The sequence below is a fragment of the Curvibacter fontanus genome (genome assembly GCF_054780335.1).
Genome location: NZ_BAAGWN010000016.1, coordinates 301,573 through 326,558, shown reverse-complemented (window position 1 = coordinate 326,558; position 24,986 = coordinate 301,573). Strand labels below are relative to the sequence as shown.

Sequence of the window (24,986 nt, the reverse complement as noted above, 5' to 3'; positions counted from 1 at the left end):
GCGGGTCACTGTGAAGTGGTCCCAGATTGCATCGCATCCAACGAAGTCAAGCCCGTGATTCTTGATGTTCAGCTCGCGCTTTGGTTCGTCCCATGTGAGCATGTTTAATTGTATCTACAAAATACGGGGCGCAAGGTGAAATTTAACTTGATATCGACCGCGAATCTGTCGGCATAACAAAGTTCATGCTTCCTCCCGTGATCTGTTTTAAGTGCTGGAAATATATCGGGTTTCCACCTTTTTGCCACGCCGGACAAACCATGAACAAATTCGCGAAACCCCGCAAACCTGTCGTACCAACACGATGCACTGCGGATGAACACGGCCACGCCGCATCACGGATTTCCCTTGCACAACAACCACTTGCATGGCTTTTGCAGAAAAGCCGGTCTATGAACAAACCGCCAAAGTCCGCGGCTCAGATCGACTGGCTGATTGCGTCCAGCGGCCAGCGCGGTTTCACCTCGAAGGTGTAGGCGCGGGTGGCTTCCTGCATGCCGGCCTGCAGGCGCATGGCGGCGGCCATGGCGATCATGGCGCCGTTGTCGGTGCACAGGTGCAGCTCGGGGTAGTGCACGCGCGCCTTGAGCTTCTGGCACTGGGCGTTGAGCTGCGCGCGCAGCAGGCGGTTGGCACCCACGCCACCGGCCACCACCAGGCGTTTCATGCCGGTCTGCTCCAGCGCGACCAATGATTTCTTCACCAGCACCTCGACGATGGCGGCCTGGGTGGAGGCGGCCAGGTCGGCAAGGACATTCACGGGCCAGGCTTCGACAGGCTCAGCCCGAACGGCAGAAATTTTCTGTGCCTGTGTCAGTACGGCCGTCTTGAGGCCGGCAAAGGAAAAATCCAGGTTGCCGCTGTGCAGCAGCGGGCGCGGCAGCTTGAAGGCTGTGCCGTCGCCCTGCTCCGCCAGCCTGGCCAGGGCCGGGCCGCCGGGGTAGCCCAGGCCCATGAGCTTGGCCGATTTGTCGAAGGCCTCGCCGGCTGCGTCGTCTATCGTTTCGCCCAGGATCTCATAGCGCCCCACCCCGTCCACACGCATGAGCTGCGTGTGGCCGCCGGAGACCAGCAGGGCGACAAAGGGGAACTCGGGCGGATCGGCGCTCAGAAAGGGGGACAGCAGATGGCCTTCGAGGTGGTGCACACCCAGCACGGGTTTGCCCAGGGCCGCACCCAGGGCACAGGCCACGCCGGCGCCCACCAGCAGAGCACCGGCCAGGCCGGGGCCGCGCGTGTAGGCCACCACGTCGATGTCTTTGAGTGTCTTACCCGCCTCCTGCATCACCTGGCTTGTCAGCGGCAGCACACGGCGGATGTGGTCGCGGCTGGCCAGTTCGGGCACCACACCGCCATAGGCCTGGTGCATCTCGATCTGGCTGTAGAGCGCGTGCGAGAGCAGCTGCGGCACCGGACTGCCATCGGTTTGCACCAGGGCCACGCCGGTTTCGTCGCAGGAGGATTCGATGCCGAGGATCAGGGGCGCGGTATCGGACATATCCGGCGAGTTTAGGACAATGTTGGCTGGATCCATTCGCGTTGAGCTTGCCTGTCCTGAGCTTGTCAAAGGGTCGGAACGCACCTGCGACAGCGCACAGCCGCCTGTTGAAGGCTTCGACAGGCTCAGCCCGAACGGAGGGGCTTTTAGAGCAGCGTCGCGGATGCCCCTTATTTCATCACCAGGCCGCCGTCGACCACCAGCACCTGCCCGGTCATGAAGCGGCTCCAGTCCGAAGCGAGGAAGAGCACGGGCCCCGCCACGTCCTCGGGCCGGGCGATGCGACGCAAAGGCGTCTGCGCCACGATGGCTTCTTTCACGTCCTCTTTGGTGGCGCGGCTGGCGTCGGTCGGGTAGACCAGGCCCGGTGCCACGCAATTCACGCGGATGCCCAGCGGGCCGAGTTCGGCCGCCAGGTTGCGGCTGAAACCCACCAGCGCGGACTTGGCTGTGGCGTAGTCGTGGTAGGGCACCACGGGCCGCTCGACCAGATCGCTGGCCAGGTTGACGATGGAACCTTGCGCACGCTGGCGCATGCCGGGCAGCACGGCCTGGCAGACGTTGTAGGTCGCGCGCACGGCGCCGTCGAACTGGGTCTGGTAATCGGCCCAGCCGGTTTCCCAGAAGCGCAGTCTTTGCTCCGGGTCGAAGCGGTAGGGCGCAAAGGCGTTGTTGACCAGCACGTCGATGCGGCCGAGCTCGGCCTGCACCTGCGCCACCAGGGACTGCACCTGGGCCGGGTCCTTGACGTCGGTACGGATGGCCCAGGCGTCGCCGCCCGCAGCCTTGCACTGCGCCACCACCTCGTCGGCCGCGGCTTCGTTGCGCAGGTAGTTCACCACCACGAAGCCGCCCTCGGCCGCGAAGGCCCGTGCAATGGCCGCACCGATGCCGCGGCTGGCGCCGGTGACGAGGATGATCTGGCCCTGGAACTCCATAAGCACCTACTACGATTATTCCGTTCGCCCTGAGCTTGTCGAAGGGCCCTTCGTCCCTGCTCAGGACAGGTTTCGACAGGCTCAGCCCGAACGGAGAAATTATTTACCCGGCAGCAGGTCGGCGGACACGACGTCCTTCATCTTCAGATCGCGCTGGACCAGGCCGATCTTCTTCCAGGCGTCGGCGCCCTTCTGCAGCATGTCCACATCAATGGCACCCAGGCCCTGTTTCTGCGTCAGCGGCGAGACGCTCGATGCGTTGCGCAGCTTGATCACCTCCAGGTTCATAGCCTCGTTCTGGCCATTGATGGCACGCTTGACCGCCAGCTTGGCCGCTTCCTGCGGCTGGTCGATCATCCACTGCGCGCTGTCGCGGTAGGCGGCCAGGAAGCGCTTGAGCACGTCCTTCTTCTGCTGGTACGTTTCTTCACGCACCACGAAGATGTCGCTGGAAACGTTGAGCGAGTTGCGCACCTCCATCACGTTCACGTCACCCACGCCTTTGGCACGGGCCACCAGCAGGCCGGTGTCGGTGGCCGCGGTGGCATCGACCTGGCCCTGCATCAGAGGCGCGAAGTTCAGCAGACCCGTGACCACGATGGTCACATCTTTTTCGGTCAGGCCGGCCTGGTTCAGCAGCAGCTGCAGGTTGGTCAGCGTGCCGCTGGACAGGCTGTAGACGCCGATCTTCTTGCCCTTGAGATCCGCGGGTTTCGTGATGCCACTGCTCTTGAGCGCCACCACATTGAAGATGTTCTGCGGATAGATGTCGTAGATCACGCGCAGCTTCTCGCCCTTGTCCAGCGCGGCGTAGAGCGAACCGGGGTCGGTGAAGGCCACGTCGGCCTGGCCGCTGAGCAGGTTGCGCACGGCATCGCCGCCGCCGGCGCCGGGCATGTACACGACGCCGATCCCTTTCGCACGGAAGAATCCCTTGTCGGGTTCGACCAGGATGTTGGTGATCTCGGAGATCGGGCCGCCCCAGCCGGCGATGGTGACCTTGTCCAGCTTGGGGTCCTGGGCCGTGGCCGTACCGGCGCCCAGGGTGAGCAGCGCGAAAGCGGCGAGCGCGCGCAGGGTTTGTCGTTTCATGATGTCGTCCTCAGTTGAAAGTGGATGAATAGGATTGCAGCAGGCGGCGCTCCAGCCAGAGCGTGGTCTCGTACAGCAGCAGGCCGATCAGCGTGATCAGCAGCAGCACGGCGAACATCAGCGGCGTGTCCATGGAACCCTGGGCGGCGATGATGAGCGCGCCCAGCCCTTTGCTGGCCCCGACGAACTCACCCACCACGGCGCCAACCAGCGCCAGCACCACGGCCACCCGCAGGCCGGCCAGGATGGCGGGCAGGCCTGCGGGCACCTTGAGCCGCCACAGGGTCTGCCAGCGCGTGGCGCCGAGCATGCGGAACAGTTCCAGCCGTGCGGTGTCCACCTGGGCGATGCCGGTCAAGGTGTTTTCCAGCAGCGGGAAGAAACAGATCAGCGCCGTGATGACCACGGTGGGCACGGTGCCGAAACCGAACCAGACGATGAAGAGCGGCACCAGGGCCAGCTTCGGGATCACCTGGCTGGTCACCACATAGGGCATGAGCACACGGCGCAGCGCGGCCGATTCGCCCAGCAGCACGCCCCCGGCAAAACCCAGGGCCACACCGAGCGCCAGGCCCAGGCCCAGTTCCAGCAGGGTTTGGGCGATATGGGGCCAGAGGTAACCCGTCTGCAGGCCGCGCACCAGGGCCGCACCGATCACACTGGGGGCCGGCAGCACCAGCGGTGAAAATTTGAAAGCCGACACGGCCCACTCCCAGGCCAGCAGCAGGATGAGCAGCAGGGCGAAAGCGAAAAGACGCGGGTAGCGAATCATTCAGCGCCCTCCCCGTCCATCGCATGCCGCAGCTCGGCGCAGATGGCATTGAAGTCCGTGCCGTAGCGCAGGTCCCGCCCGCGCGGACGCGGCAGGTCCACGCGGATGTCGCGGCGGATGCGGCCGGCGTCCATCACCGCCACGCGGTCGGCGAGATACACGGCCTCGGCGATGTCGTGCGTGACAAAAAACACCGAGGTGCCGCGCGCGCGGCACATGGCCTGCAATTCGTCCTGCAGTTCCTCGCGCGTGATGGCATCGAGCGCGGCGAAGGGCTCGTCCATCAGCAGGATGGGCGGATCGAGCAGCAGCGCGCGCGCGATCGCCACGCGGCTCTGCTGCCCGCCGGACAGCTGGCGCGGATGGTGATGCAGGTAGGCGCTCAGGCCCATTTGCGCCAGCAGCTTCTCGGCACGCGCCTGGTCGGCCTCCGTGGGCCTGCGCTGCAGGGTCACGGGCAAGAGCACGTTGTCCAGCACGGTGAGCCAGTCCAGCAGCGTGGGGTGTTGGAACACGAAACCCGTGCCGGGACCGGGGGCGTGGACAGCCTGGCCCTGCAGGCGCACCGAGCCTGCGTCGGGTTGCAACAGGCCGGCGGCCAGCTTGAGCAGGGTGGTCTTGCCGCAGCCGCTGCGCCCCACCAGGCAGTGGAACTCGCCGGGCGCGATGTCCCAGTCCACACGCTGTACCACCGGCGGCCAACCGGGGAAGGTGTAGCTCACCTGCCGCATGTCGAGGAAAGGCCCTGCCCGTTCGCCCTGAGCCGGTCGTTGCCCTGTATGCCCTTCGACAAGCTCAGGGCGGACGGTGGGAGACGGAGACTTGTTCATCTTCCTCAATCCCGGTACGGGGCGTAAGCCTCGGCCGCGTCCTCGGCCGACTGCTCGAGCTCGACCATGCGCACCAGGTCCAGCAGGCTGAAGCGTCCGTCGTGGTGCCAGCCGGCCTCGGGCGCCGTCATCTGTCCCAGGGCGCAGATGCGCGTGGCGCCGGCCGCCCCCAGCCCTTCGGCCAGGGCCTGCAGTTCCTGCGGCGCGGCGGCCAGGCCCACGGTCTGCAGCACTTCGCGTTGTGCGGCCAGCAGGGGCAGCGTGTCTGCCAGGCGGTCCACCGCCTGCACCTGCACCGTGCGGTTCAGCGCGCCGGGCAAGAGGGCGCTGGCCTGTTCGGCATAGGCCACGCACCAGGACGCTCCCGCATCACCGAGCAATTCCACGCCGGCACCGGCAAAACCTTTGAGTTCCTGGCCCTGGCGCCAACCGGCCACGCTGGCCGCTTCTTCCAGCGTGAGCGCGCGGCGCGCGAACTTGTGTTGCAGCGCGGCCAGTTCACCGGCCAGCTGCTGCGCGAACTCGCGCGGCGTGACGCGGCCACCGCGCGCCACGTAATAGGTGTGCGGCGAGTAACAACCCTGCTGCTCGTAACGCACCACGTCCAGCGCCGCGGCACGCGCCGTGGACTGGGCATGGCCCACATCGAGCGCGGCGGCCGAAACCAGGCCCACGCTGAGCTTGTGGCCGTGGGGCAGGAAACGCGTGCTCACCGGCACCTGCTGACGCAAGGCCGTCAGCGTGTCGTTGCCGCCATAGGCCAGCACCGTGTCGGCCTCGGCAAACAGCGCGCGCTCACTGGGCGTGTCGCCCCCCTTGAAGCTGACGATGGCCAGCACCCCGGCCAGACGCGGCTCGACCTCGGCCAGAAGGCGGGCGAACAGGGAGGCGAAGAGCGGCTCGGCGCTGGCCACCTTGCCGATGGCTGGCGCCTTGACCAGCAGGCCGCAGACCAGGCTCCACAGCGGCAGGCCCGGCACATTGCCGGCCCAGACATGCACCAGCAGCTCGGGGCCGAACGCGCGCGCCATGCCCCCCTTGGTGCGCGGCTGGAATTCGTCGAGCAGCTTGGGGTTGGCGAAGTCTTCGGCCACGAAGCGCTGCAGCTGTGGCGCGCGGAAGGTCTTGAGGTAGGCGTTGAGGCCCAGGCGCACCATCTCGGCGTCGAAGCCGGAGATGCGCGGCAGCAGCGCGTCGAGCTGCTGGCGGCAGGGATCGTTCGCATCGAGCAGGCGTGCGATGGCGCGGTCGATCACCGCGATGATCTGCGAGACCGGCAGGGGCTTGAGCTGGCTGCGGCCCTGCTCGCGCACGTGCGTGGCCAGGGTGCGCAGCTGCGCGGGCGTGAGCTGCGGCACCGCCACGTCGACCCGATCCGCGCCGGCACCGAAGGACAGGGCCTGCCACCGCACTTCGCCGGCGGGCAGCCCCGGCAGATAGCCTGCGCTGACTTTCATGACTGTGTCGCCCGCAGGAATTCGTCCACCGCCAGCGAGCAGCCCTTGGCCTGCGCGCCCTGGGCGCGGCCCAGCAGCAGGAAACCTCCCTCCACTTCCACGCCCACGTCCTCGGTGAGGATGGTGGTGACGGCGTTGAAGTTGCCCAGGTCGGTGTGCGCCAGGATGCCGCGCTCGCCACGGGGCATCTCCAGCCCCGTGAGCGGGTCCAGCACCCGCGTGCGGATCCAGTGCGGGCCGGACTTGAGGGAGGGCAGCGTGGCGTTGCCCGCGTCGTAGAACTGCGTGCTGAGTTCCGTCATGCCATACATATTGATGCAGGCGCAACGCGGCACACCGAAGGTCGATGCGAGCATGTCGTAGAAGACCTCCATGTCCATCTCGCGCGACTGGCCTTTGAAGCCGCCGGTGTCCAGCAGGCGGCTGCCGGCCGGCAACTGGAAGCTGAGCCCGCGGGCCTGCAAGGCATCCATCAGGTGCACCAGGCTGTAGCTCGCCCCCAGCAGGGCGAAGGGTTCGCCGCTGCGCTGCACCTGCGTCAGCGCGGCGCAGAGTTCGTCCATCAGCAAGCCCTCGGCGCCCAGGTAATAACGGCTCCCGGGCGTGCCGAAGTGGTGCAGGGCCAGGGCCAGATAGTGCGCCAGCGAGGAATTCGGCATGAGCTGTTCGCTCGGGAAAAGGATGCCCATGCGCATGCGCTCAGACCCGCCCATGAAACGCTGGTGGAAGTTCAGCGTCATGGACAGGTCGTAAACCTGCAGATGGGGGTGATAGTGCCGGCCCTTGACGTCGCCGCGGGTGGTGCCGCTGGTCATGAAGACGCGCTCGCAGGACTCGGGAGGCACGCAGCTCAGCGTGAGGTCCTTGAAGCCGTCGATGGACACGGCCGGGATGTCGCGCCAGCTTTTCACCGAGCGAGGCGTGCGACCGCGCTGCTGGCAGAACTTCCGGAAAGCGGTGCCGTGCTGGAACTGGTGCGCAAAAAGACGCAGCGCCAGGGCATTGAAATCCTGCTCATCCGCATCGGGCCGCGCGATGAAGGCCAGCACATCCGGGACCAGACCGGCTGTTTCCAACGACGATGGGTGTACTGCCTCTGCCACGACGACCTTTCCTTCTGTGCCTGGGCACGGGTGCTCCGAAAGGTGTGGCAGGGCCCGTGGGCGCTCTGTCAGCTCTTCTTACGTCGGCATGATCCGAGTCAAGTTCACGGGTTCGGTATCGGAATCGGTTCCCACCATCTCAGCTGTCCTTACGCATGGACAACACCCCGGAGCAGGGATAATTCTATGCCATGCGCCAACGCGCAGTGCCGCCGTTTGGCGTATTTCTTGCATCTGGAACGACATGAATGAAGCCTTGCGCATCGTGGTGGTGACTTCGGAACTGGGGGTCGGCGACCCCGCAGACGAGGACGCCGTGCAACAGGCTGAGCGCTCGCGCAGCCTGCGCATCGGCCTGCTGGAGAGCGGCTTCAACCTGATCGCCTCGCTGCCGGCCGACGTTTTCCTCAACGAGCGCATCGCCCAGCTGCAACCCGATATGGTGATCGTCGACGCCGAGAGCGACGCGCGCGACGCGCTGGAGCACGTGGTCATGGCCACGCGCGAGGCCCCGCGTCCCATCGTCATGTTCACCAACGACCAGGACACCTCGCACGTGCGCGCTGCCGTGGCGGCCGGGGTGACGGCCTATATCGTGGCCGGTCTCTCGGCCGAACGCATCCGCCCCATCCTGGACGTGGCTCTGGCGCGCTTCCAGCACGAGCAGGCCCTGCGCCAGGAACTGGCCGTGACGCGCAACGAGCTCGACGAGCTCAGCGCCGAACTCAAGGACCGCAAGACCATTGACCGTGCCAAGGGCCTGCTCATGCAGCGCCAGGGCCTGAGCGAGCAGGCCGCTTACGAGAAGCTGCGCAAGACGGCCATGGACAAGGGCCTGAAGCTGGCCGAAGTGGCCCAGCGCATGCTCGACGTGGCCGACCTGCTCTAGGACAGCGCACAGATCTCTTTTGGTGCGGCGCACCATTCCGGCGCATCCCCGCCGGTCAGCCTCCCAAAACCTCACCAGCTACTGATGGCTATGGGTTTTCAGCTATTGAATCTATAGCTTTCAAAAACATCCTCAAGCTGGCACGTCCTTTGCGTAGTAGACAACAAGACCGATAGCGGTCATCCGGCAGCCCGTCCAACGGCGGATGGGGCCACCGGTCCGGACAAAGGCGTCCCCACAGAGCACTGCTGCGTCGACTCGACGCGCAGGCCCGGTGCGGACGCCTTCTTTGTTTTCTTCATCGCCATTAGGAGCCAGCCATGCCCGATCTTCTGAACGCCAAACTCAGCCGCCGCGCCGTGCTGCAGACCGCCGCCGTCGGCGCCGTCGGCATCGACCCCGCACTGCGCGCCGCCGTCTACGCCGCGGGCTCCGACGCCCCCGAGAAGAAGGAAGTCAAGATCGGCTTCATCCCGCTGACCGACTGCGCCAGCGTGGTGATGGCCTCGGTGCTGGGCATCGACCAGAAATACGGCGTCAAGATCATCCCCAGCAAGGAAGCCAGCTGGGCCGGCGTGCGCGACAAGCTGGTCAACGGCGAACTCGACATGGCCCACGTGCTCTGGGGCCTGATCTACGGCGTGCACCTGGGTGTCTCGGGCCCCAAGAAGGACATGGCCATCCTGATGAACCTGAACCACAATGGCCAGGCCATCACCCTGTCCAAGAAGCTGGCCGACAAGGGCGCCGTGAACGCGGCCAGCCTGGCCAAGCTCATGGCCAGCGAAAAGCGCGAATACACCTTCGCCCAGACCTTCCCCACCGGCACCCACGCCATGTGGCTGTACTACTGGCTGGCCTCGGCGGGTATCAACCCCATGAAGGACGCCAAGGTCATCACCGTGCCGCCGCCCCAGATGGTGGCGAACATGCGCGTGGGCAATATGGACGGCTACTGCGTGGGTGAGCCCTGGAACCACCGCGCCATCATCGACGGCATCGGCGTCACCGCGGCCACCACGCAGGAGATCTGGAAGGACCACCCCGAGAAGGCCCTGGGCACCACGGCCGAGTTCGTGCAGAAATACCCCAACACCGCGCGCGCCGTCACGGCTGCCATCATCGAGGCCGGCAAGTGGATCGACGCCGGGCTGTCCAACAAGATGAAGATGGCCGAGACCGTGGCCGACAAGAGCTACGTCAACACCAGCGTGGACGCGATCAACCAGCGCATCCTGGGCCGCTACCAGGACGGCATGGGCAAGACCTGGGACGACCCCAACCACATGAAGTTCTACAACGAGGGCGCAGTGACCTTCCCCTACCTCTCCGACGGCATGTGGTTCCTCACCCAGCACAAGCGCTGGGGCCTGCTCAAGGAACACCCGGACTACCTGGCGGTGGCCAAGCAGATCAACCAGATCGATCTCTACAAGCAGGCCGCCACAGCCGCCAAGGCCGCCGTGCCCAAGGACGCCATGCGCAGCAGCAAGCTGATCGACGGCGTGGTCTGGGACGGCAAGGACCCGAAGAAGTACGCCGACAGCTTCAAGATCAAAGCCTGAGGAGAAAAACATGGTTAGTGCTGTTTTTCATGATTCCTCCCCCTCCCCCGCTGGGGGAGGGACGGGGTGGGGGCATGCCCTGCCTGAAACTGCCCCCACCCCTGCCCTCCCCCAGCGGGGGAGGGAGCAAACACCCAAGCCACCCTACGACTGGCGCAGCCTGTGGCTGCGCGTGATCCCGCCGGTGCTGGGCCTGGCCCTGCTGGTGGGCATCTGGGCGCTGGTGACCATCACCAGCAACAGCAGCATCCCCAGCCCGGCCGATACCTTCAAGCAGGCGCTCGACATCTTCAGCGACCCCTTCTACCGCAAGGGCCCCAATGACCAGGGCGTGGGCTGGAACGTGCTGATGTCGCTCGAACGTGTGGCTCTGGGCTTCGGCCTGGCCGCGGCGGTGGGCATCCCGGCCGGTTTCATGATCGGGCGTTTCACCTTCCTGAGCCGCATGTTCAACCCGCTCATCAGTCTGCTGCGCCCGGTCTCGCCGCTGGCCTGGCTGCCCATCGGCCTGCTGGTCTTCAAGGGCGCCAACCCGGCGGCCATCTGGACCATCTTCATCTGCTCCATCTGGCCCATGATCATCAACACCGCGGTGGGCGTGCAGCGCGTGCCGCAGGACTACATGAACGTGGCGCGCGTGCTGCAGCTCTCCGAGTGGAAGATCGTCACCAAGATCCTCTTCCCCGCCGTGCTGCCCTATATGCTGACCGGCGTGCGCCTGGCGGTGGGCACGGCCTGGCTGGTGATCGTCGCGGCCGAGATGCTGACCGGCGGCGTGGGCATCGGCTTCTGGGTCTGGGACGAGTGGAACAACCTCAACGTCAAGAACATCATCATCGCCATCTTCGTGATCGGCATCGTCGGCCTGGTGCTCGAGTTCGCGCTGATCAAGCTGGCCACCGCCTTCACCTTCGAAGAAGTGAAAAACTGAATTCACTCCCTCTCCCTCTGGGAGAGGGTTGGGGTGAGGGCAAGACCAGAAGAGCCCTCATCCCTGCCTTCTCCCAGAGGGAGAAGGAGTAACACCGGAGAACATCATGAGCGAATCGCTGAGCACCAAGTACATCGAAGTCCAGGGCGTCGAGCAGACCTTCAAGACCCAGAAGGGCTCGTTCCCCGCGCTGCGCGACATCAACCTCACGGTCGCCAAGGGCGAGTTCGTGGCGCTGATCGGCCACTCGGGCTGCGGCAAGTCCACCCTGCTCAACCTGATCGCCGGGCTGACCACACCCACCAACGGCACCCTGCTGTGTGCCAACCGCGAGATCGCCGGTCCCGGCCCCGAGCGCGCGGTGGTATTCCAGAACCATTCGCTGCTGCCCTGGCTGACCTGCTACGAGAACGTCTACCTCGCGGTGGAACGCGTCTTCGGCGCCGGCAGCAAGAGCACGGGCGCCGCGGCCGAGAACAAGGCCCAGCTCAAGGCCCGCACCGAGGCCGCCCTGGCCCTGGTGGGCCTGACACCCGCCGCGCAGAAACGCCCCGGCGAAATCTCGGGCGGCATGAAACAGCGTGTGGGCATCGCCCGCGCCCTGTCCATGGAACCCCAGGTGCTGCTGATGGACGAGCCCTTCGGCGCCCTGGATGCGCTCACCCGCGCCAAGCTGCAGGACGAACTGCTGGAGATCGTGGCGCGCACCAGGAGCACCGTGGTCATGGTCACGCACGATGTGGACGAGGCCGTGCTGCTCTCCGACAAGATCGTGATGATGACCAACGGCCCGGCCGCCACCATCGGCGAGGTGCTGGCCGTGAACCTGCCCCGCCCGCGCAAGCGCGTGGAGCTGGCCGAAGACCCGCGCTACATCAACTGCCGCAAGGCGGTGATCGACTTTCTCTACACGCGCCAGGCGCACGTGGAAAAAGCCGCGTAGATAAGTACACCCCCGTGCCGCGCCTGAGCGCGGCCCCCACCCTCAAGGGGGCGACACCAGCGGCCCGGCAAAGCCGGTTCCGCGGTGTCCCTGGGTTGAAAGCCGGGTACCACGGAGCCGCCCCAAGCCCGGGCGCAGATATTGCTTGCATTGAAATGAACAGGCCAAAGCCGGCCTGAAATCCCGCATTCGGTGCAAAGGCGCACCGGAGCGTTCCAGACGAAGGCGTCCGCACGTGTGCAGCCCTGCTGCCATGCACGTGCAGGCGCCTTTTTTCTTGCCCCACGGACAAGCACGATGAACAACTTGCGCAACTTCCTCCGCTCCGGCCACAGCCCCACGCTGCTGGCCTCCTTTGTGTACTTCACCTACTGCTGCGGCGTCTGGGTGACCAATGGCGCCATGGCGCCCTTCATCAAGGAATCGCTGCAGCTCAGCCCCGCGCAGATCGGGCTGATGCTCTCGATCCCCATCTTCGCCGGCGCCCTCATGCGCTTCCCCCTGGGCATCCTGGCCCAGTACATCGGCCGCAAGAACGCCACCCTGGTGGAAATGGGCGGCATCGCCCTGGCCCTGATGTACGGCTACTTCTTCGTCGAAACCTTCAACGACCTGCTGGCCATGGGCGTGCTGCTGGGCATTGCCGGCGCCAGCTTCGGCGTGGCGCTCTCGCTGGGCTCGGGCTCCTTCCCCGCGCGCTACAAGGGCCTGGCGATGGGCCTGGTCGGCGCGGGCAACGTGGGCACCTCCATCTCGGCCCTGCTGGCGCCGCAGCTGGCCCAGGCCTACGGCTGGAAAGCCGTGTACGGCATCGCCGCCATCGGCCTGCTGCTGCCGGTGCTGGTGATGGTCTTCATCGCCCGCGAACCCGACGACGTGGACAAGCACGCCAGCTTCCGCGACCACATCGCCTGCCTGTTCGAGAAGGACGGCTGGGCCTTCAGCATCATCTACGCCATCACCTTCGGCGGTTTCATCGGCCTCACCACCTTCCTGCCGAGCTATTACTACGACCAGTTCGGCGTGAGCAAGGTGCAGGCCGGCCAGCTCACCATGCTGGCCGCCTTCATGGGCGCGGCGCTGCGCATCTTCGGTGGCTGGATCTCGGACCACTGGGGCGGCATCAACACGCTGAGCGCCGTGCTGGTCATCATCACCGTCACCCTGCTGCTGTGCGGGCTGGCCGGCGGCTCGCTGGTGCTCACCACCCTGCTCATGATGCTGTGCTTCGCCGCCCTGGGCGCGGGCAACGGCGCGCTGTTCCAGCTGGTGCCGCTGCGCTGGCCGCTGTCCACGGCCGTGGCCGGCTCCATGATCGGCGAGATCGGCGCCCTGGGCGGCGGCCTGGTGCCCAACGCCATGGGCTTGTCCAAGCAATACACCGGCAGCTACTTCTGGGGTTTCGCCTTGTTCGCACTGCTCGCGCTCGGGGTGCTGGGCATGACACGCGTGATGCAGATCCGCTGGACCCGCACCTGGGCAGAGAAGGGAGGCCGGGCGCGCAGCGCCTGACCTCCCTTCCAGTGCAGGCTGAGACTTCGCGCAGCGAAGTCAAGCGCAGCGGGCCGAAGCTAAAAGGGAGGCCGCACACGCAGTGCGTGTCGCGCTGTCTCAGCGCACCGTCGCGGCCGACACGGCGAAGGGGTCGCCCTCGGCCTCGATGAAGTCGCCCAGGAAATCCAGAAAGCGCCGCACCGCGGGCACCATGCCCCGGCGCGTGGGATAGACCGCGTGAAAGATGCCGGGCTGCGGCGCCCAGTCCGGCAGCACTTTCACCAGGCGCCCGCCCTCCAGCTCCTCGCGGCACATGTAATCCGGCAGGAAACCCATGCCCGTGCCCTGCACCACCGCGAACTTCAATGTCAGCAGGTCATCGGCCAGCAGCCGTGGGGTGTGCACCAGCGTGAAGGTCTGGTCCTGGGGCCCCTGCAGCACCAGCGTGGCCCGGCCATCCACGGCGGACATGGCCACCGTGTCCATGCGCGCCAGGTCCTGCGGCGTGAGGGGCCGCCCCTGCCGCGCCAGCAGCGCGGGGCTGGCCGCCAGCACGGTCTGCGTCACCCCCAGCTGCTTGACCACCAGGCTGCGGCTCTCCTCCAGGCTCACGCGCACGCGCAGCGCCACATCAAAACCCTCTTCGACCAGATCGACCACGCGGTTGCTGACGCGCATGTCGACGCGCACCTGCGGGTAACGCGCCAGGAAAGCCGGCAGGATGGGCCCCAGGGTGGTCTGGGCCAGGGTCACGGGGCAGGCCACCCGCACCGTGCCGCGCGGTTCGGTCTGCACCTGCTCCACCGCCTCGGTGGCGGCCTCGGCCGCATCGCGCATGGCCAGGCAATGGCGCAGGTAGTGCTCGCCCACATCGGTGAGTGACAGCTTGCGGGTGGTCCGGTGCAGCAGGCGCACGCCCAGACGGCCTTCGAGTTCGGCCACCCGGCGCGAAAGCTTGGATTTGGGGATGCCCAACTGCCGGCTGGCCGCGGCAAAACCGCCGCGTTCGGCCACCTCGGCGAAATACAGCATGTCGTTGAGATCCTGCATCTGGGCCCTAATAATCCTATATTCAGGACAATATAACTCAATAAAGCCATCTAGTCATACATTGGCATCATCCTCAGAATAACGACATCGCCAACCCGCTTTATGAGGACCCCCATGAAAGTTCTGCACATCGACGCCAGCATCCTGAGCGACAACTCCGTTTCGCGCCAGCTGACCCGCACCATCGTGGCGGAATGGCAAGCCCAGCACCCGGGCACCACGGTGGACTACCTGGACCTGGCCGCCGAGGCACCCAGCCACCTGAGCGCCGAATCGCTGGGTTTCCGCCTGCCGGCCACCGCCACCCTGACGGACGCACAACGCCGTGAAAACGCCGTGTCCGAAGCGCTGGTGAGCCAGTTCCTGGCCGCCGACGTGATCGTGGTGGGCGCGCCGCTGTACAACTTCAGCATCCCCAGCCAGCTCAAGGCCTGGATCGACCGCGTCGCCCAGGTGGGCCGCACCTTCAAGTACACCGAGACCGGCCCGGTGGGCCTGGCCGGCGGCAAGACGGTGATCGTGGCCTCCACCCGCGGCGGCGTGTACTCGACGAGTGAAGGCGGCCGCGCCATGGAGCACCAGGAAAGCTACCTGCAGACGGTGTTCGGCTTCTTCGGCATCAGCGACGTGCGCGTCGTGCGCGCCGAAGGCGTGACCATGGGCGACGCCCAAAAGGCCGAAGCGCTGGACAGCGCCACCCTGCAGATCAAGGCCGCCACGCAGCAGGCTGCCAACCAGGACCAGGCCACTCTGGCGGCCTGATACGCGGCAGCGTTAAAAAGCCGGCCTCCGTTCAGGAGGACCGGCTTTTTTATGGGCGTAGTGGGCTGCTGACAGTCTCTGCCTGATCAGGCGTGGACTGGATTTTCAATGGAAGGGTTAGAGCGCTTCATGCTGAGAGTTCCAAAGCCGGCCCTGAACCACTTTCTCAAGAGACTTGATTTTTTCCGGCGCATCTGTGCGTAGCGCCTGCTGCTTCTTTGAGTCACGGGGAATCGCCTTGTATCGCTCGTTCTGTTCGTGCTCGTCCAATGCATCCCAAACAAGAGCATCTACTGCAACGAACTGAGACTTGATTTCAGGTGGAAGAAAGATGCCGTTCTTGGCAATGAAAACGTGAGCTTCGCGTGCGAGCGACTTTGCTTCATGCAGGCGATGCCAGAAAATGTGTTCAATGTAGTAATCGGTCTTCTTTTCCGCTTCGAGAAGCTCCGTTTTTTCCCACTCGTTGAGATCGCATGCTGAGACAAACTCTTCGAGTTGCGCGTCCGACATGGCATCTAGGCCTGGGTAGCTCTGCATTGGCGAAACGAATGCTGAAACTTTCCAGTAAGCGTCGTTGAGTTTTGCCCATGCCTCTGGCATGACTTCAAATTCTCTTTGATGCAGTTTCGTTGCTCGATCGAGCAGCGCATTGATTTGAAACCGAAGCTGCTCCAGCTCCTTTTGCTGAGAATGCCTATATGCAGCTAGTCTTTCTTCAAACTTCGTGTCGAGCCACTTCTCCCCAAATTTCCTAAAGATCGCATACGCGATTGCTACGACACCACCCCCAATGGCGGCGACGGCCCCAATGGCTTTAAAGAGTTCATCGATGTATTGCATAGCGCTCTAACTTGATAGGCAGCAAAACTGTCTGATGAACAAAGTTCAAGGCCATCAAGCCGCCCTCCCGTTTTCTGTTGTAAGTGCCAGATTTATATCAGCCTTCACCACAAAAAGGGAGTGCCACAGCGCAGCTGCCCCTACTTCGGCAAAAACAACAGCCAGTACACCAGCAGCACATTGAACAGCGCACTGACCCCGAACAACAGCTTCCACACAAACGCAGGGTCCCGCTGCAGCAGCGGCGAGGCCGGCGGCGCGGTGAGCGGGCGAGAAGCCCCGCGCTCCAGCGCCAGTAGGAACTCCTCGGCCGTCTCGAAGCGCTGGCGCTTGTCGCGGGCCACGGCCTTGAGCACCACGTGGTCGAGCCAGATGGGCACCTCGGGGTTGTGGCGGCTGGGCGGGGTGGGGTCGCGGTAATAACGGCCGCTCTGGTAGGGCAGCACCGCACCGTAGGGCAGCTTGCCCTCGGCCAGCAGCTGGTAGAAGGTGACGCCCAGGGCGAAGAGGTCGCTCTGGGCGTCGGGGTTCTCGGGCGGCACATTGGTGTCGATGCCGCCGGCGCGCACGGTGTAGCCCCATTGCTCGGGGTTGATGTAGCTGGGCGTGCCCGCGTGCAGGCGACGCATGGCCTCGGGCTCGCGCCCGCTCAGGGCCACGCCCAGGTCCAGCAGGCGCAGCACGCCGTCTTCGCCCTGGTGCAGATTGGCGGGTTTGATGTCACGGTGGACCACGCTCTGGCGGTGCAGGCGGCCCAGGGCCTTGAGCACCTGGGTGGCCAGTGTCACGGCCTGGGCCGGAGCGAAGCGGTGTTTGCGCTCCAGCATCTGCTGCAGGGTTTCGCCGGCATGCCAGTCATAGAGCAGATAAAGGGCCGTCTGCCCCTTGCCGGCGGGCGGCTTCTCGTGCAGGCGCACCAGGTGGTCGGCCGCGCGCGAGGTCTGCATGCACTGCGCCAGCCAGGCTTCATGGGCCAGCATGGCGCATTCCTCGGGGTCGTGCGCGCGCGAGGGGTGCAGGGTCTTGAGGGCGTAGTCGGTCTGGGTGTGGGCGTCACGGACGTGATAGATCAGGTTGATGCCGTTGTCGGCGGCCACCGCCTCCACGCGCAGGCCGTCGATCACCTCGCCCGGCTTCAGGCGCACCGGCACCGGCAGGGCCTGGGCGCTGCGGCTCACGTCCTGCAGCGTGGCGTCCAGCAGGCCCAGCACGCGCACCACCAGGGCGGTGGCGTTGTCGTTGCTGCCGGCCTTGATGGCCGCCTGCACCAGGTTTTCGCTGATGAGCTGCGCGTTGGCCAGCTCGGCCATCTCCGCCAGCATGCGCAGGCGCAGGGAGCCATGCACACCGTCGCTGAGCAGGATGAAGACATCGCCGACCTGCAGGTCGCCCTGGATGTAGTCCACCACCAGGCGGTCTTCCGCGCCCACCACCCGCATGAGCTGGTGGCGGAAATCGGGGTGGGGCATCACGTGGTCCACCGTGAGCTGGGTGACCTGCCCCTCACGCAGCAGGTAGGCCCGGGTGTCGCCCACATGGGCCAGGGTATAGGAATGCCCGCGCAGCACCAGGGCGGTGAGTGTAGTGAGGCCGGTGGCCGGTTCGCGCCGGCGGTTGGTGGCAGCCAGCCAGGTGTTCTGCGCGGCGATGATGCGGTCCAGCGCCACCGTGGTGTCCCAGGTTTGGGGCGTGCCGTAGTAATCACGCACCAATGTGGCCACCGTGGTCTGGGCCGCCTCCTGGCCCATGCCGCCGGCGCTGACGCCGTCGGCTATGGCCGCGATCACCCCCATGTCCTCATGCCCCTCTTCGGGCAGCATGGCGCCGGCAAAGTCCTCATTGACAGGTTTGGCGCCTGCCAGCGAGGTGTAGCCGATGTCCATTTCAAAGCTCATGCCAACCATTCCGCAAGATTGATGCCCGAGATGGTGCATTTTGCCCTTCGCTCCTTCACCAAGCAAAACTGGCACGACACTTGCAACGTTTCTGGCGTAACAGGCCAAAGCTGGCCCTGATCACTCATCCGGTGCAACGGCGCAGCGGATGAATACCCGGACGAAGGCGTCCCCACATGCATTTCCCCCAACCGGGTCGGCATCGTGAGGACGCCTTTTTTGTTGGCTCGCTTGATTTGGATGGATGGGGTTTGTCATGAAAAAACTCAAACTGGTGATGATCGGCAACGGCATGGCCGGCGTGCGCTCGCTCGAAGAACTGCTGAAGATCGCGCCCGAGCTGTACGAGATCACGGTCTTCGGCGCCGAGCCCCACCCCAACTACAACCGTATCCTGCTCTCGCCGGTACTGGCCGGTGAGCAGAAGCTGGAAGACATCGTCCTCAACGACTGGGCCTGGTACCGGGACAACGGCATCACCCTGCACGCCGGTTATATGGTGACCGAGGTGGACCGCGTCAAGCGCACCGTGCACGCCACCAACGCCAAGGGCGAGACCCTGAGCGCCGACTACGACCGCCTGATCCTGGCCACAGGTTCCAACCCTTTCATCCTGCCCGTGCCGGGCAAGGACCTGAAAGGCGTGCTGGCCTACCGCGACATCGCCGACACCGAGGCCATGATCGAAGCCGCCGCCAAATACAAGCACGCGGTCGTGATCGGCGGCGGCCTGCTGGGTCTGGAAGCGGCCAACGGCCTGATGAAACGCGGCATGACGGTCAGCGTGGTGCACGTGATGCCCTGGCTGATGGAACGCCAGCTCGACGACGTGGCGGGCAAGATGCTGCAGAAGTCGCTGGAAGACCGTGGCATGCAGTTCCTGATCGGCGCGCAGACGCAGGAGCTCGTGGGTGGCGCCGACGGCCGCGTCAAGAGCGTGAAGTTCAAGGACGGCACGGAAGTGCCGGCCGATCTGGTCGTGATGGCGGTGGGCATCCGCCCCAACACGGCGCTGGCCGAGAAGATGAAGCTGCATGTGAACCGCGGCATCGTGGTCAGCGACACCCTGCAGACCACCACGGACGCACGCATCTACTCGGTGGGCGAGTGCGCGGCGCACCGCGGCATCGCCTACGGCCTGGTGGCCCCCCTGTTCGAGCAGGGCAAGGTGCTGGCCAATCACCTGGCGCAGTTCGGCATCGGCCGCTACACCGGCTCGCTGACCTCCACCAAGCTCAAGGTCACGGGCATCGATCTTTTCTCCGCCGGCGACTTCATGGGCGGCGAAGGCACCGAAGAGATCGTGATGAGCGACCCGGCCGGCGGCGTCTACAAGAAACTGGTGCTCAGGGACGACAAGCTCGTCGGCGCCTGCCTCTACGGCGACACGGTGGACGGTTCCTGGTACTTCAAGCTGCTGCGTGATGGCCGCAGCGTGCACGACATCCGCGACAAGCTGATGTTCGGCGAATCCAATATCGGCGACGCCGGCCACGAAGGCCACAGCAAGGCCGCCGCCATGGCCGACACGGACGAGGTCTGCGGCTGCAACGGCGTGAACAAGGGCGCCATCTGCAAGGCCATCAAGGAAAAAGGCCTGTTCACGCTGGAGGAAGTGCGCAAGCACACCAAGGCCAGCGCCTCCTGCGGCTCCTGCACCGGCCTGGTGGAACAGATCCTGATGTTCACCGCCGGCGGCGACTACTCGGCCACGCCCAAGACCAAGGCCATGTGCGGCTGCACGGACCACGGCCACCAGGCGGTGCGCGATGCCATCGTGACCGGCAAGCTGCTGACCATCGGGGATGTCTTCAAGACCCTGAACTGGAAGACCCCCAACGGTTGCGCCAGTTGCCGCCCGGCCGTCAACTACTACCTGATCTCCAGCTGGCCCAAGGAGGCCAAGGACGATCCACAAAGCCGTTTCATCAACGAACGCAGCCACGCCAACATCCAGAAGGACGGCACCTACAGCGTGATCCCGCGCATGTGGGGCGGCGAGACCACGGCCGACGAGCTGCGCCGTATCGCCGACGCGGTGGACAAGTACAAGATCCCCACCGTCAAGGTCACGGGTGGCCAGCGCATCGACCTGCTGGGCGTGAAGAAGGAAGACCTGCAGGCCGTGTGGAACGACATCGGCATGCCCAGCGGCCACGCCTACGCCAAGGCCCTGCGCACGGTGAAGACCTGCGTGGGCAGCGAATGGTGCCGCATGGGCACGCAGGACAGCACGCAGATGGGCAAGGACATGGAACGCGCCATGTGGCGCATGTACGCCCCGCACAAGGTCAAGTTCGCCGTCTCGGGCTGCCCGCGCAACTGCGCCGAGGCCGGCATCAAGGACGTGGGCATCATCGGCGTCGATTCCGGCTGGGAAATGCACATCGCCGGCAACGGCGGCATCAAGACCGAGGTGGCCCACTTCTTCACCAAGCTCAAGACCGCCGAGGAGGTGCTGGAGTACACCGGCGCCTTCATGCAGCTCTACCGCGAGGAAGGCTGGTACCTGGAGCGCACGGTGCACTACGTGAACCGTGTGGGCCTGGACTACGTGAAGAAGAAGATCCTGGACGACCACGAAGGCCGCACAGCCCTGTGGGAGCGCCTGCAGTTCGCGCTGGACGGTGAACCCGATCCCTGGTTCGAGACCGGCAAGGCCCAGGTCGACACGCGCCAGTTCATCCCGATCAAGGTCGAAGGGGTCAGCGCATGAAACGCCGCGAACTGCTCGTCCTGGCCGGCGCCGCCAGCTGCGGCGTGCAGGCCCAGGTGCTGGACGTGAACGACGCCATCAACAAGGCCGGCCGCCAGCGCATGCTCTCGCAGCGCATGGCCAAGGCCTGGCTGGCCCTGGTGCACAAGACCGAAAGCACCGCCGCCCAGCAGATCCTGGACCGCTCCATGGCCCTGTTCGACCGCCAGCTGGTCGAGCTGAAGTCCTACGCGCCCAACGTCGAGATCCGCAAAACCTACGCGGACCTCGAAATCGCCTGGAGCGAGTACAAGGCCGCGCTGGTGGGCAAGCACCCCACGCGTGACGGCGTGGAAGGGCTTCTCAACACCGACGCACGCGTTCTGGCCCTGGCCCACCAGGGCACGGTGCAGTACGAGGCCGTGGCGAACAAGCCCGTGGGCAAACTCGTCAACGTGGCAGGCCGCCAACGCATGCTTTCACAGCGCATGGCGAAATACTTCTACGCCGCGGCCCTGAAAGTGGAGCCCGCGCAGGCCCAGGTCGAGATCACCAAGGCGCGCACCGAATTCCTCTCGGCCATGGAAGTGCTGCGCAACGCCCCTGAGGCGACGAGCGGCATCAAGGATCAGCTGGTCCTGGCCGACAACCAGTGGATCTTCTTCGACATGGCGCTCAAGGAAATCAACAACGCCGGCCCGAAGGCCCTGTCCGACATGTTCGTCACCAGCGAGAACCTGCTGAGTGTCATGGACCGCATCACCGGCCTGTACGCCGGTCTGAAAGCTTGAGGAGCAAGAAATGAGTGTATGGAAACCCATCTGCCGCGTCGAGGACATTCCCGTGCTGGGTTCGCGCCGCGTCGCGCGTCCGCAGGGCATGGCCGTGGCCGTGTTCCGCAACGACCAGGACCAGGTCTTTGCCCTGCTCGACCGCTGCCCCCACAAGGGCGGCCCGCTCTCGCAAGGCATCGTCTTCGGCACCAGCGTGGCCTGCCCCCTGCACAACTGGACCATCGGCCTGGACACGGGTTGCGCCCGCGCCCCCGATGAAGGCAGCACGACCCGCTTTGCCGTCAAGGTGGACAAGGGTGTGGTGCACCTGGACGGGCAGGAACTCGCCACTCTGGCGCTGGACATCCAGCCGCCTGTGGCCGGGCCCTGCACGCGGGCGAAATCCCCTCTCCCCTTGGGAGAGGGCTAGGGTGAGGGCAATGCCCACGATGACCCGGATTGCAGGCCCTCACCCCTACCCTCTCCCGGAGGGAGAGGGAGTCAATGCGTTCTTTCGCCGGGACTAGGCATGCACAAGGAAACACGCTCCACCTGCCCCTACTGCGGTGTAGCTGCTGACGCAGCTCACCGCGCTGCGGGTATAGGAAACACCTCCGTAGGGGCTTGGCATGCATAAGGAAACACGCTCAACTTGCCCCTACTGCGGCGTGGGCTGTGGCGTCATCATCGAGTCGCGGCGCGAGCAGATCATCGGCGTGCGCGGCGACCCGGACCACCCGGCCAACTTCGGCCGCCTGTGCTCCAAGGGTTCCACCCTGCACCTGACGGCCACGCCCGAGGTGATCGCGCAGACACGGCTGCTGCAGCCCATGCGCCGCCTGCAGCGCGGCGAAACGCCGCAGCCCCTGGGCTGGGACGCCGCGCTGGACCTGGCCGCCACACGTTTTGCCGACATCATCCGCACACACGGGCCCGACGCCGTGGGCTTTTACGTCAGCGGCCAGCTGCTGACCGAGGACTACTACGTCTTCAACAAGCTGGCCAAGGGGCTGATCGGCACCAACAACATCGACACCAACTCGCGCCTGTGCATGAGCAGCGCGGTGGCCGGCTACAAGCAGACCCTGGGCGCCGACGCGCCGCCGGCCTGCTACGAGGACATGGACCACGCCGACTGCCTCTTCATCGCCGGCTCGAACGCGGCCTGGGCCCACCCCATCCTGTTCCGCCGCATCGAGGAAGCCAGGAAAAAGCGCCCCGGCCTGAAGATCGTGGTGGTGGACCCGCGCCGCACCGACACCGCCGGCACGGCCGACCTCTTCGTGCAGATCCAGCCCGGCACCGACGTGGCCCTCTTCAACGGCATGCTGCATCTCATGCTGTGGGAGGGCTGGACGGACGCCAACTTCATTGCCAACCGTACGCGCGGTTTCGACGAGCTCAAGGCCACGGTGCGCGACTACACGCCCGACATGGTGGCGCAGACCTGCGGCATCGCCAAGGACACGCTGTACGAGGCCGCGCGCCTGTTCGCCACTTCACAAGCCACGCTCAGCCTCTACTGCCAGGGCCTGAACCAGAGCAGCAGCGGTACGGCCAAGAACGCCGCGCTGATCAACCTGCACCTGGCCACGGGCCAGATCGGCAAAGCCGGCGCCGGCCCCTTCTCGCTGACCGGCCAGCCCAATGCCATGGGCGGGCGCGAAGTCGGCGGCCTGGCCAATCTGCTGAGCGCCCACCGCGACCTGGCCAATCCGCAGCATCGCGCCGAAGTGGCCGCGCTCTGGGGCGTGCCCTCCGTGCCCGAGAAACCGGGCAGGACCGCGGTCGAGATGTTCCAGGCCGCTGCCGACGGCGAGATCAAGGCCCTGTGGATAGCCTGCACCAACCCGGCGCAAAGCATGCCTGACCTCAACACCGTGCGCCGCGCCCTGGAGCGCGCCGAGTTCGTCGTGGTGCAGGAAGCTTTTGCCACCCCGACCACCTGCGACTACGCCGATCTGCTGCTGCCCGCCACCACCTGGGGCGAGAAGGACGGCACCGTCACCAACAGCGAGCGCCGCATCACCCGCGTGCGCCCTGCCGTGCCCGCGTCCGGCGCGGCGCGGCACGACTGGCAGATCGGTGTGGACTTCGCGCGCCGCCTTGAAAAACTCCTCCCCGTTCGCCCTGAGCCTGTCGAAGGGCCGGCAGGGCTTCGACAAGCTCAGCCTGAACGGAATTTATTTCCCTACGAAACGCCCGAATCCGTCTGGAACGAACACCGTGAATCAACACGCGGGCGCGATCTCGACATCACCGGGATCACGTACACGCAACTGGACGAACAGCCGGCACAGTGGCCTTGCCCCGAAGGCCAGACCGTCGGCAAACAACGCCTCTACGAAGACGGCATCTTCCCCACCGAAGACGGCCGGGCGCGTTTTGCCAACACGCTCTACAAGCCCGTGGCCGAGCCGCGCGAATCACGCTTCCCCTTTGCACTCACCACGGGCCGCCTGCGCGACCAGTGGCATGGCATGAGCCGCACGGGCACCCTGGGCCGCCTTTTCGGCCACGTGGCCGAGCCCTACGTGCAGATGAGCCCCGGCGACATGACACGCCGCGGCTTCACCGAAGGCGAGCTGGTGCACGTCACCAGCAAACGCGGCTCCATCGTGGTGCCGCTGCAGGCCAGCGAGGAACTCGCCAGCGGGCAGGCCTTCATGGCCATGCACTGGGGCGCGGAATACCTCAGCGGCATGAGCAGCTCGGGCCAGCCCCTGGCCGGTGTCAACGCGCTGACCACCTCGGCCTTCTGCCCCAGCTCCAAGCAGCCCGAGCTCAAGCACGCCGCCGTCAAGATTCTCAAGGCCGAGCTGCCCTGGACCCTGCTGGCCATGGCCTGGCTGCCGCCCGAGAATGCGCTCACCACACGCGAGGCGCTGCGCCGCCTGATGGTGCGTTTCCCCTTTGCCAGCTGCGTACCCTTCGGCCACGAACGCCAGGGTGTGCTCTTTCGCGCCGCAGCCCACGAGGCCGTGCCCGACAAGCTGCTGATCGAGATCGAACAGTTGCTGGGCCTGGACGCAGCAGGCACGCTGCGGTATGCCGACCGCAAGCGCGGCCAGCGCCGTGCCGCCCTGCTGCAACGCGCGGGCGAACAGACCACGCTGCAGGCCGTGCTGCTGGCGGGCGACACCCGCGCCGAGGCCTGGATCCGCTCCCTGCTGCAGCAGGAACTGCCGGCCCAGAGTTATGGCCGCCTGTTGCTGCTGCCCGGTGCCGCCGCACCGGCGGCACTGCCGGCGCGCAGCCGCCAGGTCTGCACCTGCTTCAACGTCAGCGAAAACGCCATCGAAGCCTCGCTGGCGCAATGCGGCGGCAGCGAGAGCGAACGCCTGGGCGCACTGCAGCAGAGCCTGAAGTGCGGCACCAACTGCGGCTCCTGCGTGCCCGAGCTGCAGCGCATGGTGCGCCGCGTCGTGCCGCTGAAACAGGCCGCCTGAACGTCCG

20 protein-coding genes and 1 riboswitch are annotated in these 24,986 nt (G+C 65.7%); of the genes, 10 read left to right on the top strand and 10 right to left on the bottom strand.

Features of this window, described 5'->3' with window-relative positions; all coding sequences use genetic code 11:
* Positions 1–418 precede the first annotated feature (418 nt).
* The 7 genes from tsaD to ACYVH8_RS12670 all read right to left on the bottom strand — a co-directional run bounded on the left by tsaD (position 419) and on the right by ACYVH8_RS12670 (position 7,663).
* Positions 419–1,498: a tRNA (adenosine(37)-N6)-threonylcarbamoyltransferase complex transferase subunit TsaD gene (gene tsaD, locus ACYVH8_RS12700; protein WP_460489175.1), complete on the bottom strand. Its 1,080-nt coding sequence runs from the start codon at positions 1,496–1,498 to the stop codon at positions 419–421.
* 170 nt (positions 1,499–1,668) lie between these two features.
* Complete coding sequence (locus tag ACYVH8_RS12695; protein ID WP_460489174.1) at positions 1,669–2,436, bottom strand: 3-oxoacyl-ACP reductase; 768 nt, start codon at positions 2,434–2,436, stop codon at positions 1,669–1,671.
* A 99-nt stretch (positions 2,437–2,535) separates the two neighbouring features.
* Positions 2,536–3,528 carry an ABC transporter substrate-binding protein gene (locus ACYVH8_RS12690; RefSeq protein WP_460489173.1) on the bottom strand — a complete coding sequence of 331 codons (993 nt, stop codon included), beginning with the start codon at positions 3,526–3,528 and terminating at the stop codon, positions 2,536–2,538.
* Between the two features lie 10 nt (positions 3,529–3,538).
* Complete coding sequence (locus ACYVH8_RS12685; RefSeq protein ID WP_460489172.1) at positions 3,539–4,300, bottom strand: ABC transporter permease; 762 nt, start codon at positions 4,298–4,300, stop codon at positions 3,539–3,541.
* Positions 4,297–5,031 (bottom strand): ABC transporter ATP-binding protein, encoded by a 735-nt coding sequence (locus tag ACYVH8_RS12680; protein WP_460489171.1) that lies wholly within the window; start codon positions 5,029–5,031, stop codon positions 4,297–4,299. The genes ACYVH8_RS12685 and ACYVH8_RS12680 overlap by 4 nt, the downstream gene beginning before the upstream one ends.
* Before the next feature lie 104 nt (positions 5,032–5,135).
* Positions 5,136–6,587 (bottom strand): acyl-CoA reductase, encoded by a 1,452-nt coding sequence (locus ACYVH8_RS12675; RefSeq protein ID WP_460489170.1) that lies wholly within the window; start codon positions 6,585–6,587, stop codon positions 5,136–5,138.
* Positions 6,584–7,663 carry a LuxE/PaaK family acyltransferase gene (locus ACYVH8_RS12670; RefSeq protein ID WP_460489169.1) on the bottom strand — a complete coding sequence of 360 codons (1,080 nt, stop codon included), beginning with the start codon at positions 7,661–7,663 and terminating at the stop codon, positions 6,584–6,586. The genes ACYVH8_RS12675 and ACYVH8_RS12670 overlap by 4 nt, the downstream gene beginning before the upstream one ends.
* A gap of 85 nt (positions 7,664–7,748) precedes the next feature.
* A riboswitch (TPP riboswitch) is annotated at positions 7,749–7,870 on the bottom strand.
* Between the two features lie 64 nt (positions 7,871–7,934).
* Between ACYVH8_RS12670 and ACYVH8_RS12665 the strand changes: the two genes are divergently transcribed.
* The 5 genes from ACYVH8_RS12665 to ACYVH8_RS12645 all read left to right on the top strand — a co-directional run bounded on the left by ACYVH8_RS12665 (position 7,935) and on the right by ACYVH8_RS12645 (position 13,530).
* Complete coding sequence (locus ACYVH8_RS12665; RefSeq protein WP_460489168.1) at positions 7,935–8,579, top strand: ANTAR domain-containing response regulator; 645 nt, start codon at positions 7,935–7,937, stop codon at positions 8,577–8,579.
* A gap of 320 nt (positions 8,580–8,899) precedes the next feature.
* The gene (locus ACYVH8_RS12660; RefSeq protein ID WP_460489167.1) at positions 8,900–10,144 is read left to right on the top strand and encodes a CmpA/NrtA family ABC transporter substrate-binding protein; all 1,245 of its coding nucleotides are present in this window, start codon (positions 8,900–8,902) and stop codon (positions 10,142–10,144) included.
* Between the two features lie 10 nt (positions 10,145–10,154).
* Positions 10,155–11,075 (top strand): nitrate ABC transporter permease, encoded by a 921-nt coding sequence (gene ntrB / locus ACYVH8_RS12655; RefSeq protein ID WP_460489166.1) that lies wholly within the window; start codon positions 10,155–10,157, stop codon positions 11,073–11,075.
* 106 nt (positions 11,076–11,181) lie between these two features.
* Complete coding sequence (locus ACYVH8_RS12650; protein ID WP_460489165.1) at positions 11,182–12,018, top strand: ABC transporter ATP-binding protein; 837 nt, start codon at positions 11,182–11,184, stop codon at positions 12,016–12,018.
* Between the two features lie 297 nt (positions 12,019–12,315).
* Positions 12,316–13,530, top strand: coding sequence for an MFS transporter (locus ACYVH8_RS12645; RefSeq protein ID WP_460489164.1), 1,215 nt, complete (start codon positions 12,316–12,318; stop codon positions 13,528–13,530).
* Positions 13,531–13,629: 99 nt separating this feature from the next.
* Here ACYVH8_RS12645 and ACYVH8_RS12640 read toward each other — a convergent pair whose 3' ends face one another.
* On the bottom strand, positions 13,630–14,562 hold the full coding sequence (locus ACYVH8_RS12640; RefSeq protein WP_460489163.1) for a LysR family transcriptional regulator: 933 nt from the start codon (positions 14,560–14,562) through the stop codon (positions 13,630–13,632).
* Positions 14,563–14,676: 114 nt separating this feature from the next.
* Here ACYVH8_RS12640 and ACYVH8_RS12635 point away from each other — a divergent pair, with 114 nt between their 5' ends.
* Positions 14,677–15,324: an FMN-dependent NADH-azoreductase gene (locus ACYVH8_RS12635; protein ID WP_460489162.1), complete on the top strand. Its 648-nt coding sequence runs from the start codon at positions 14,677–14,679 to the stop codon at positions 15,322–15,324.
* A gap of 117 nt (positions 15,325–15,441) precedes the next feature.
* On the opposite strand, the gene ACYVH8_RS12630 is transcribed toward ACYVH8_RS12635, so the two are convergent.
* Positions 15,442–16,167 carry a hypothetical protein gene (locus tag ACYVH8_RS12630; RefSeq protein ID WP_460489161.1) on the bottom strand — a complete coding sequence of 242 codons (726 nt, stop codon included), beginning with the start codon at positions 16,165–16,167 and terminating at the stop codon, positions 15,442–15,444.
* 140 nt (positions 16,168–16,307) lie between these two features.
* A complete protein-coding gene (locus ACYVH8_RS12625) occupies positions 16,308–18,062 on the bottom strand; it encodes a protein kinase domain-containing protein (protein WP_460489160.1) in 1,755 nt (584 codons plus the stop codon).
* Between the two features lie 256 nt (positions 18,063–18,318).
* Here ACYVH8_RS12625 and nirB point away from each other — a divergent pair, with 256 nt between their 5' ends.
* The 4 genes from nirB to ACYVH8_RS12605 all read left to right on the top strand — a co-directional run bounded on the left by nirB (position 18,319) and on the right by ACYVH8_RS12605 (position 24,979).
* Positions 18,319–20,778, top strand: coding sequence for a nitrite reductase large subunit NirB (nirB, locus tag ACYVH8_RS12620; RefSeq protein ID WP_460489159.1), 2,460 nt, complete (start codon positions 18,319–18,321; stop codon positions 20,776–20,778).
* Positions 20,775–21,548: a type IV pili methyl-accepting chemotaxis transducer N-terminal domain-containing protein gene (locus ACYVH8_RS12615; RefSeq protein ID WP_460489158.1), complete on the top strand. Its 774-nt coding sequence runs from the start codon at positions 20,775–20,777 to the stop codon at positions 21,546–21,548. Before nirB ends, ACYVH8_RS12615 begins: the two co-directional genes overlap by 4 nt.
* 10 nt (positions 21,549–21,558) lie before the next feature.
* Positions 21,559–21,960, top strand: a complete 402-nt coding sequence (gene nirD / locus ACYVH8_RS12610; RefSeq protein ID WP_460489157.1) for a nitrite reductase small subunit NirD — start codon at positions 21,559–21,561, stop codon at positions 21,958–21,960.
* A gap of 199 nt (positions 21,961–22,159) precedes the next feature.
* Positions 22,160–24,979 (top strand): nitrate reductase, encoded by a 2,820-nt coding sequence (locus ACYVH8_RS12605; RefSeq protein ID WP_460489156.1) that lies wholly within the window; start codon positions 22,160–22,162, stop codon positions 24,977–24,979.
* Positions 24,980–24,986 lie beyond the last annotated feature (7 nt).

Coding starts and splice junctions, on each gene's coding strand:
- ACYVH8_RS12625 (WP_460489160.1), bottom strand. CDS start 18,062: ATGAGCTTTGAAATGGACATCGGCTACACCTCGCTGGCAGGCGCCAAA.
- ACYVH8_RS12695 (WP_460489174.1), bottom strand. CDS start 2,436: ATGGAGTTCCAGGGCCAGATCATCCTCGTCACCGGCGCCAGCCGCGGC.
- nirD (WP_460489157.1), top strand. CDS start 21,559: ATGAGTGTATGGAAACCCATCTGCCGCGTCGAGGACATTCCCGTGCTG.
- ACYVH8_RS12645 (WP_460489164.1), top strand. CDS start 12,316: ATGAACAACTTGCGCAACTTCCTCCGCTCCGGCCACAGCCCCACGCTG.
- ACYVH8_RS12635 (WP_460489162.1), top strand. CDS start 14,677: ATGAAAGTTCTGCACATCGACGCCAGCATCCTGAGCGACAACTCCGTT.
- tsaD (WP_460489175.1), bottom strand. CDS start 1,498: ATGTCCGATACCGCGCCCCTGATCCTCGGCATCGAATCCTCCTGCGAC.
- ACYVH8_RS12690 (WP_460489173.1), bottom strand. CDS start 3,528: ATGAAACGACAAACCCTGCGCGCGCTCGCCGCTTTCGCGCTGCTCACC.
- ntrB (WP_460489166.1), top strand. CDS start 10,155: ATGGTTAGTGCTGTTTTTCATGATTCCTCCCCCTCCCCCGCTGGGGGA.
- ACYVH8_RS12630 (WP_460489161.1), bottom strand. CDS start 16,167: ATGCAATACATCGATGAACTCTTTAAAGCCATTGGGGCCGTCGCCGCC.
- ACYVH8_RS12685 (WP_460489172.1), bottom strand. CDS start 4,300: ATGATTCGCTACCCGCGTCTTTTCGCTTTCGCCCTGCTGCTCATCCTG.
- ACYVH8_RS12680 (WP_460489171.1), bottom strand. CDS start 5,031: ATGCGGCAGGTGAGCTACACCTTCCCCGGTTGGCCGCCGGTGGTACAG.
- ACYVH8_RS12665 (WP_460489168.1), top strand. CDS start 7,935: ATGAATGAAGCCTTGCGCATCGTGGTGGTGACTTCGGAACTGGGGGTC.
- ACYVH8_RS12605 (WP_460489156.1), top strand. CDS start 22,160: ATGCATAAGGAAACACGCTCAACTTGCCCCTACTGCGGCGTGGGCTGT.
- ACYVH8_RS12650 (WP_460489165.1), top strand. CDS start 11,182: ATGAGCGAATCGCTGAGCACCAAGTACATCGAAGTCCAGGGCGTCGAG.
- ACYVH8_RS12660 (WP_460489167.1), top strand. CDS start 8,900: ATGCCCGATCTTCTGAACGCCAAACTCAGCCGCCGCGCCGTGCTGCAG.
- ACYVH8_RS12640 (WP_460489163.1), bottom strand. CDS start 14,562: ATGCAGGATCTCAACGACATGCTGTATTTCGCCGAGGTGGCCGAACGC.
- nirB (WP_460489159.1), top strand. CDS start 18,319: ATGAAAAAACTCAAACTGGTGATGATCGGCAACGGCATGGCCGGCGTG.
- ACYVH8_RS12615 (WP_460489158.1), top strand. CDS start 20,775: ATGAAACGCCGCGAACTGCTCGTCCTGGCCGGCGCCGCCAGCTGCGGC.
- ACYVH8_RS12675 (WP_460489170.1), bottom strand. CDS start 6,587: ATGAAAGTCAGCGCAGGCTATCTGCCGGGGCTGCCCGCCGGCGAAGTG.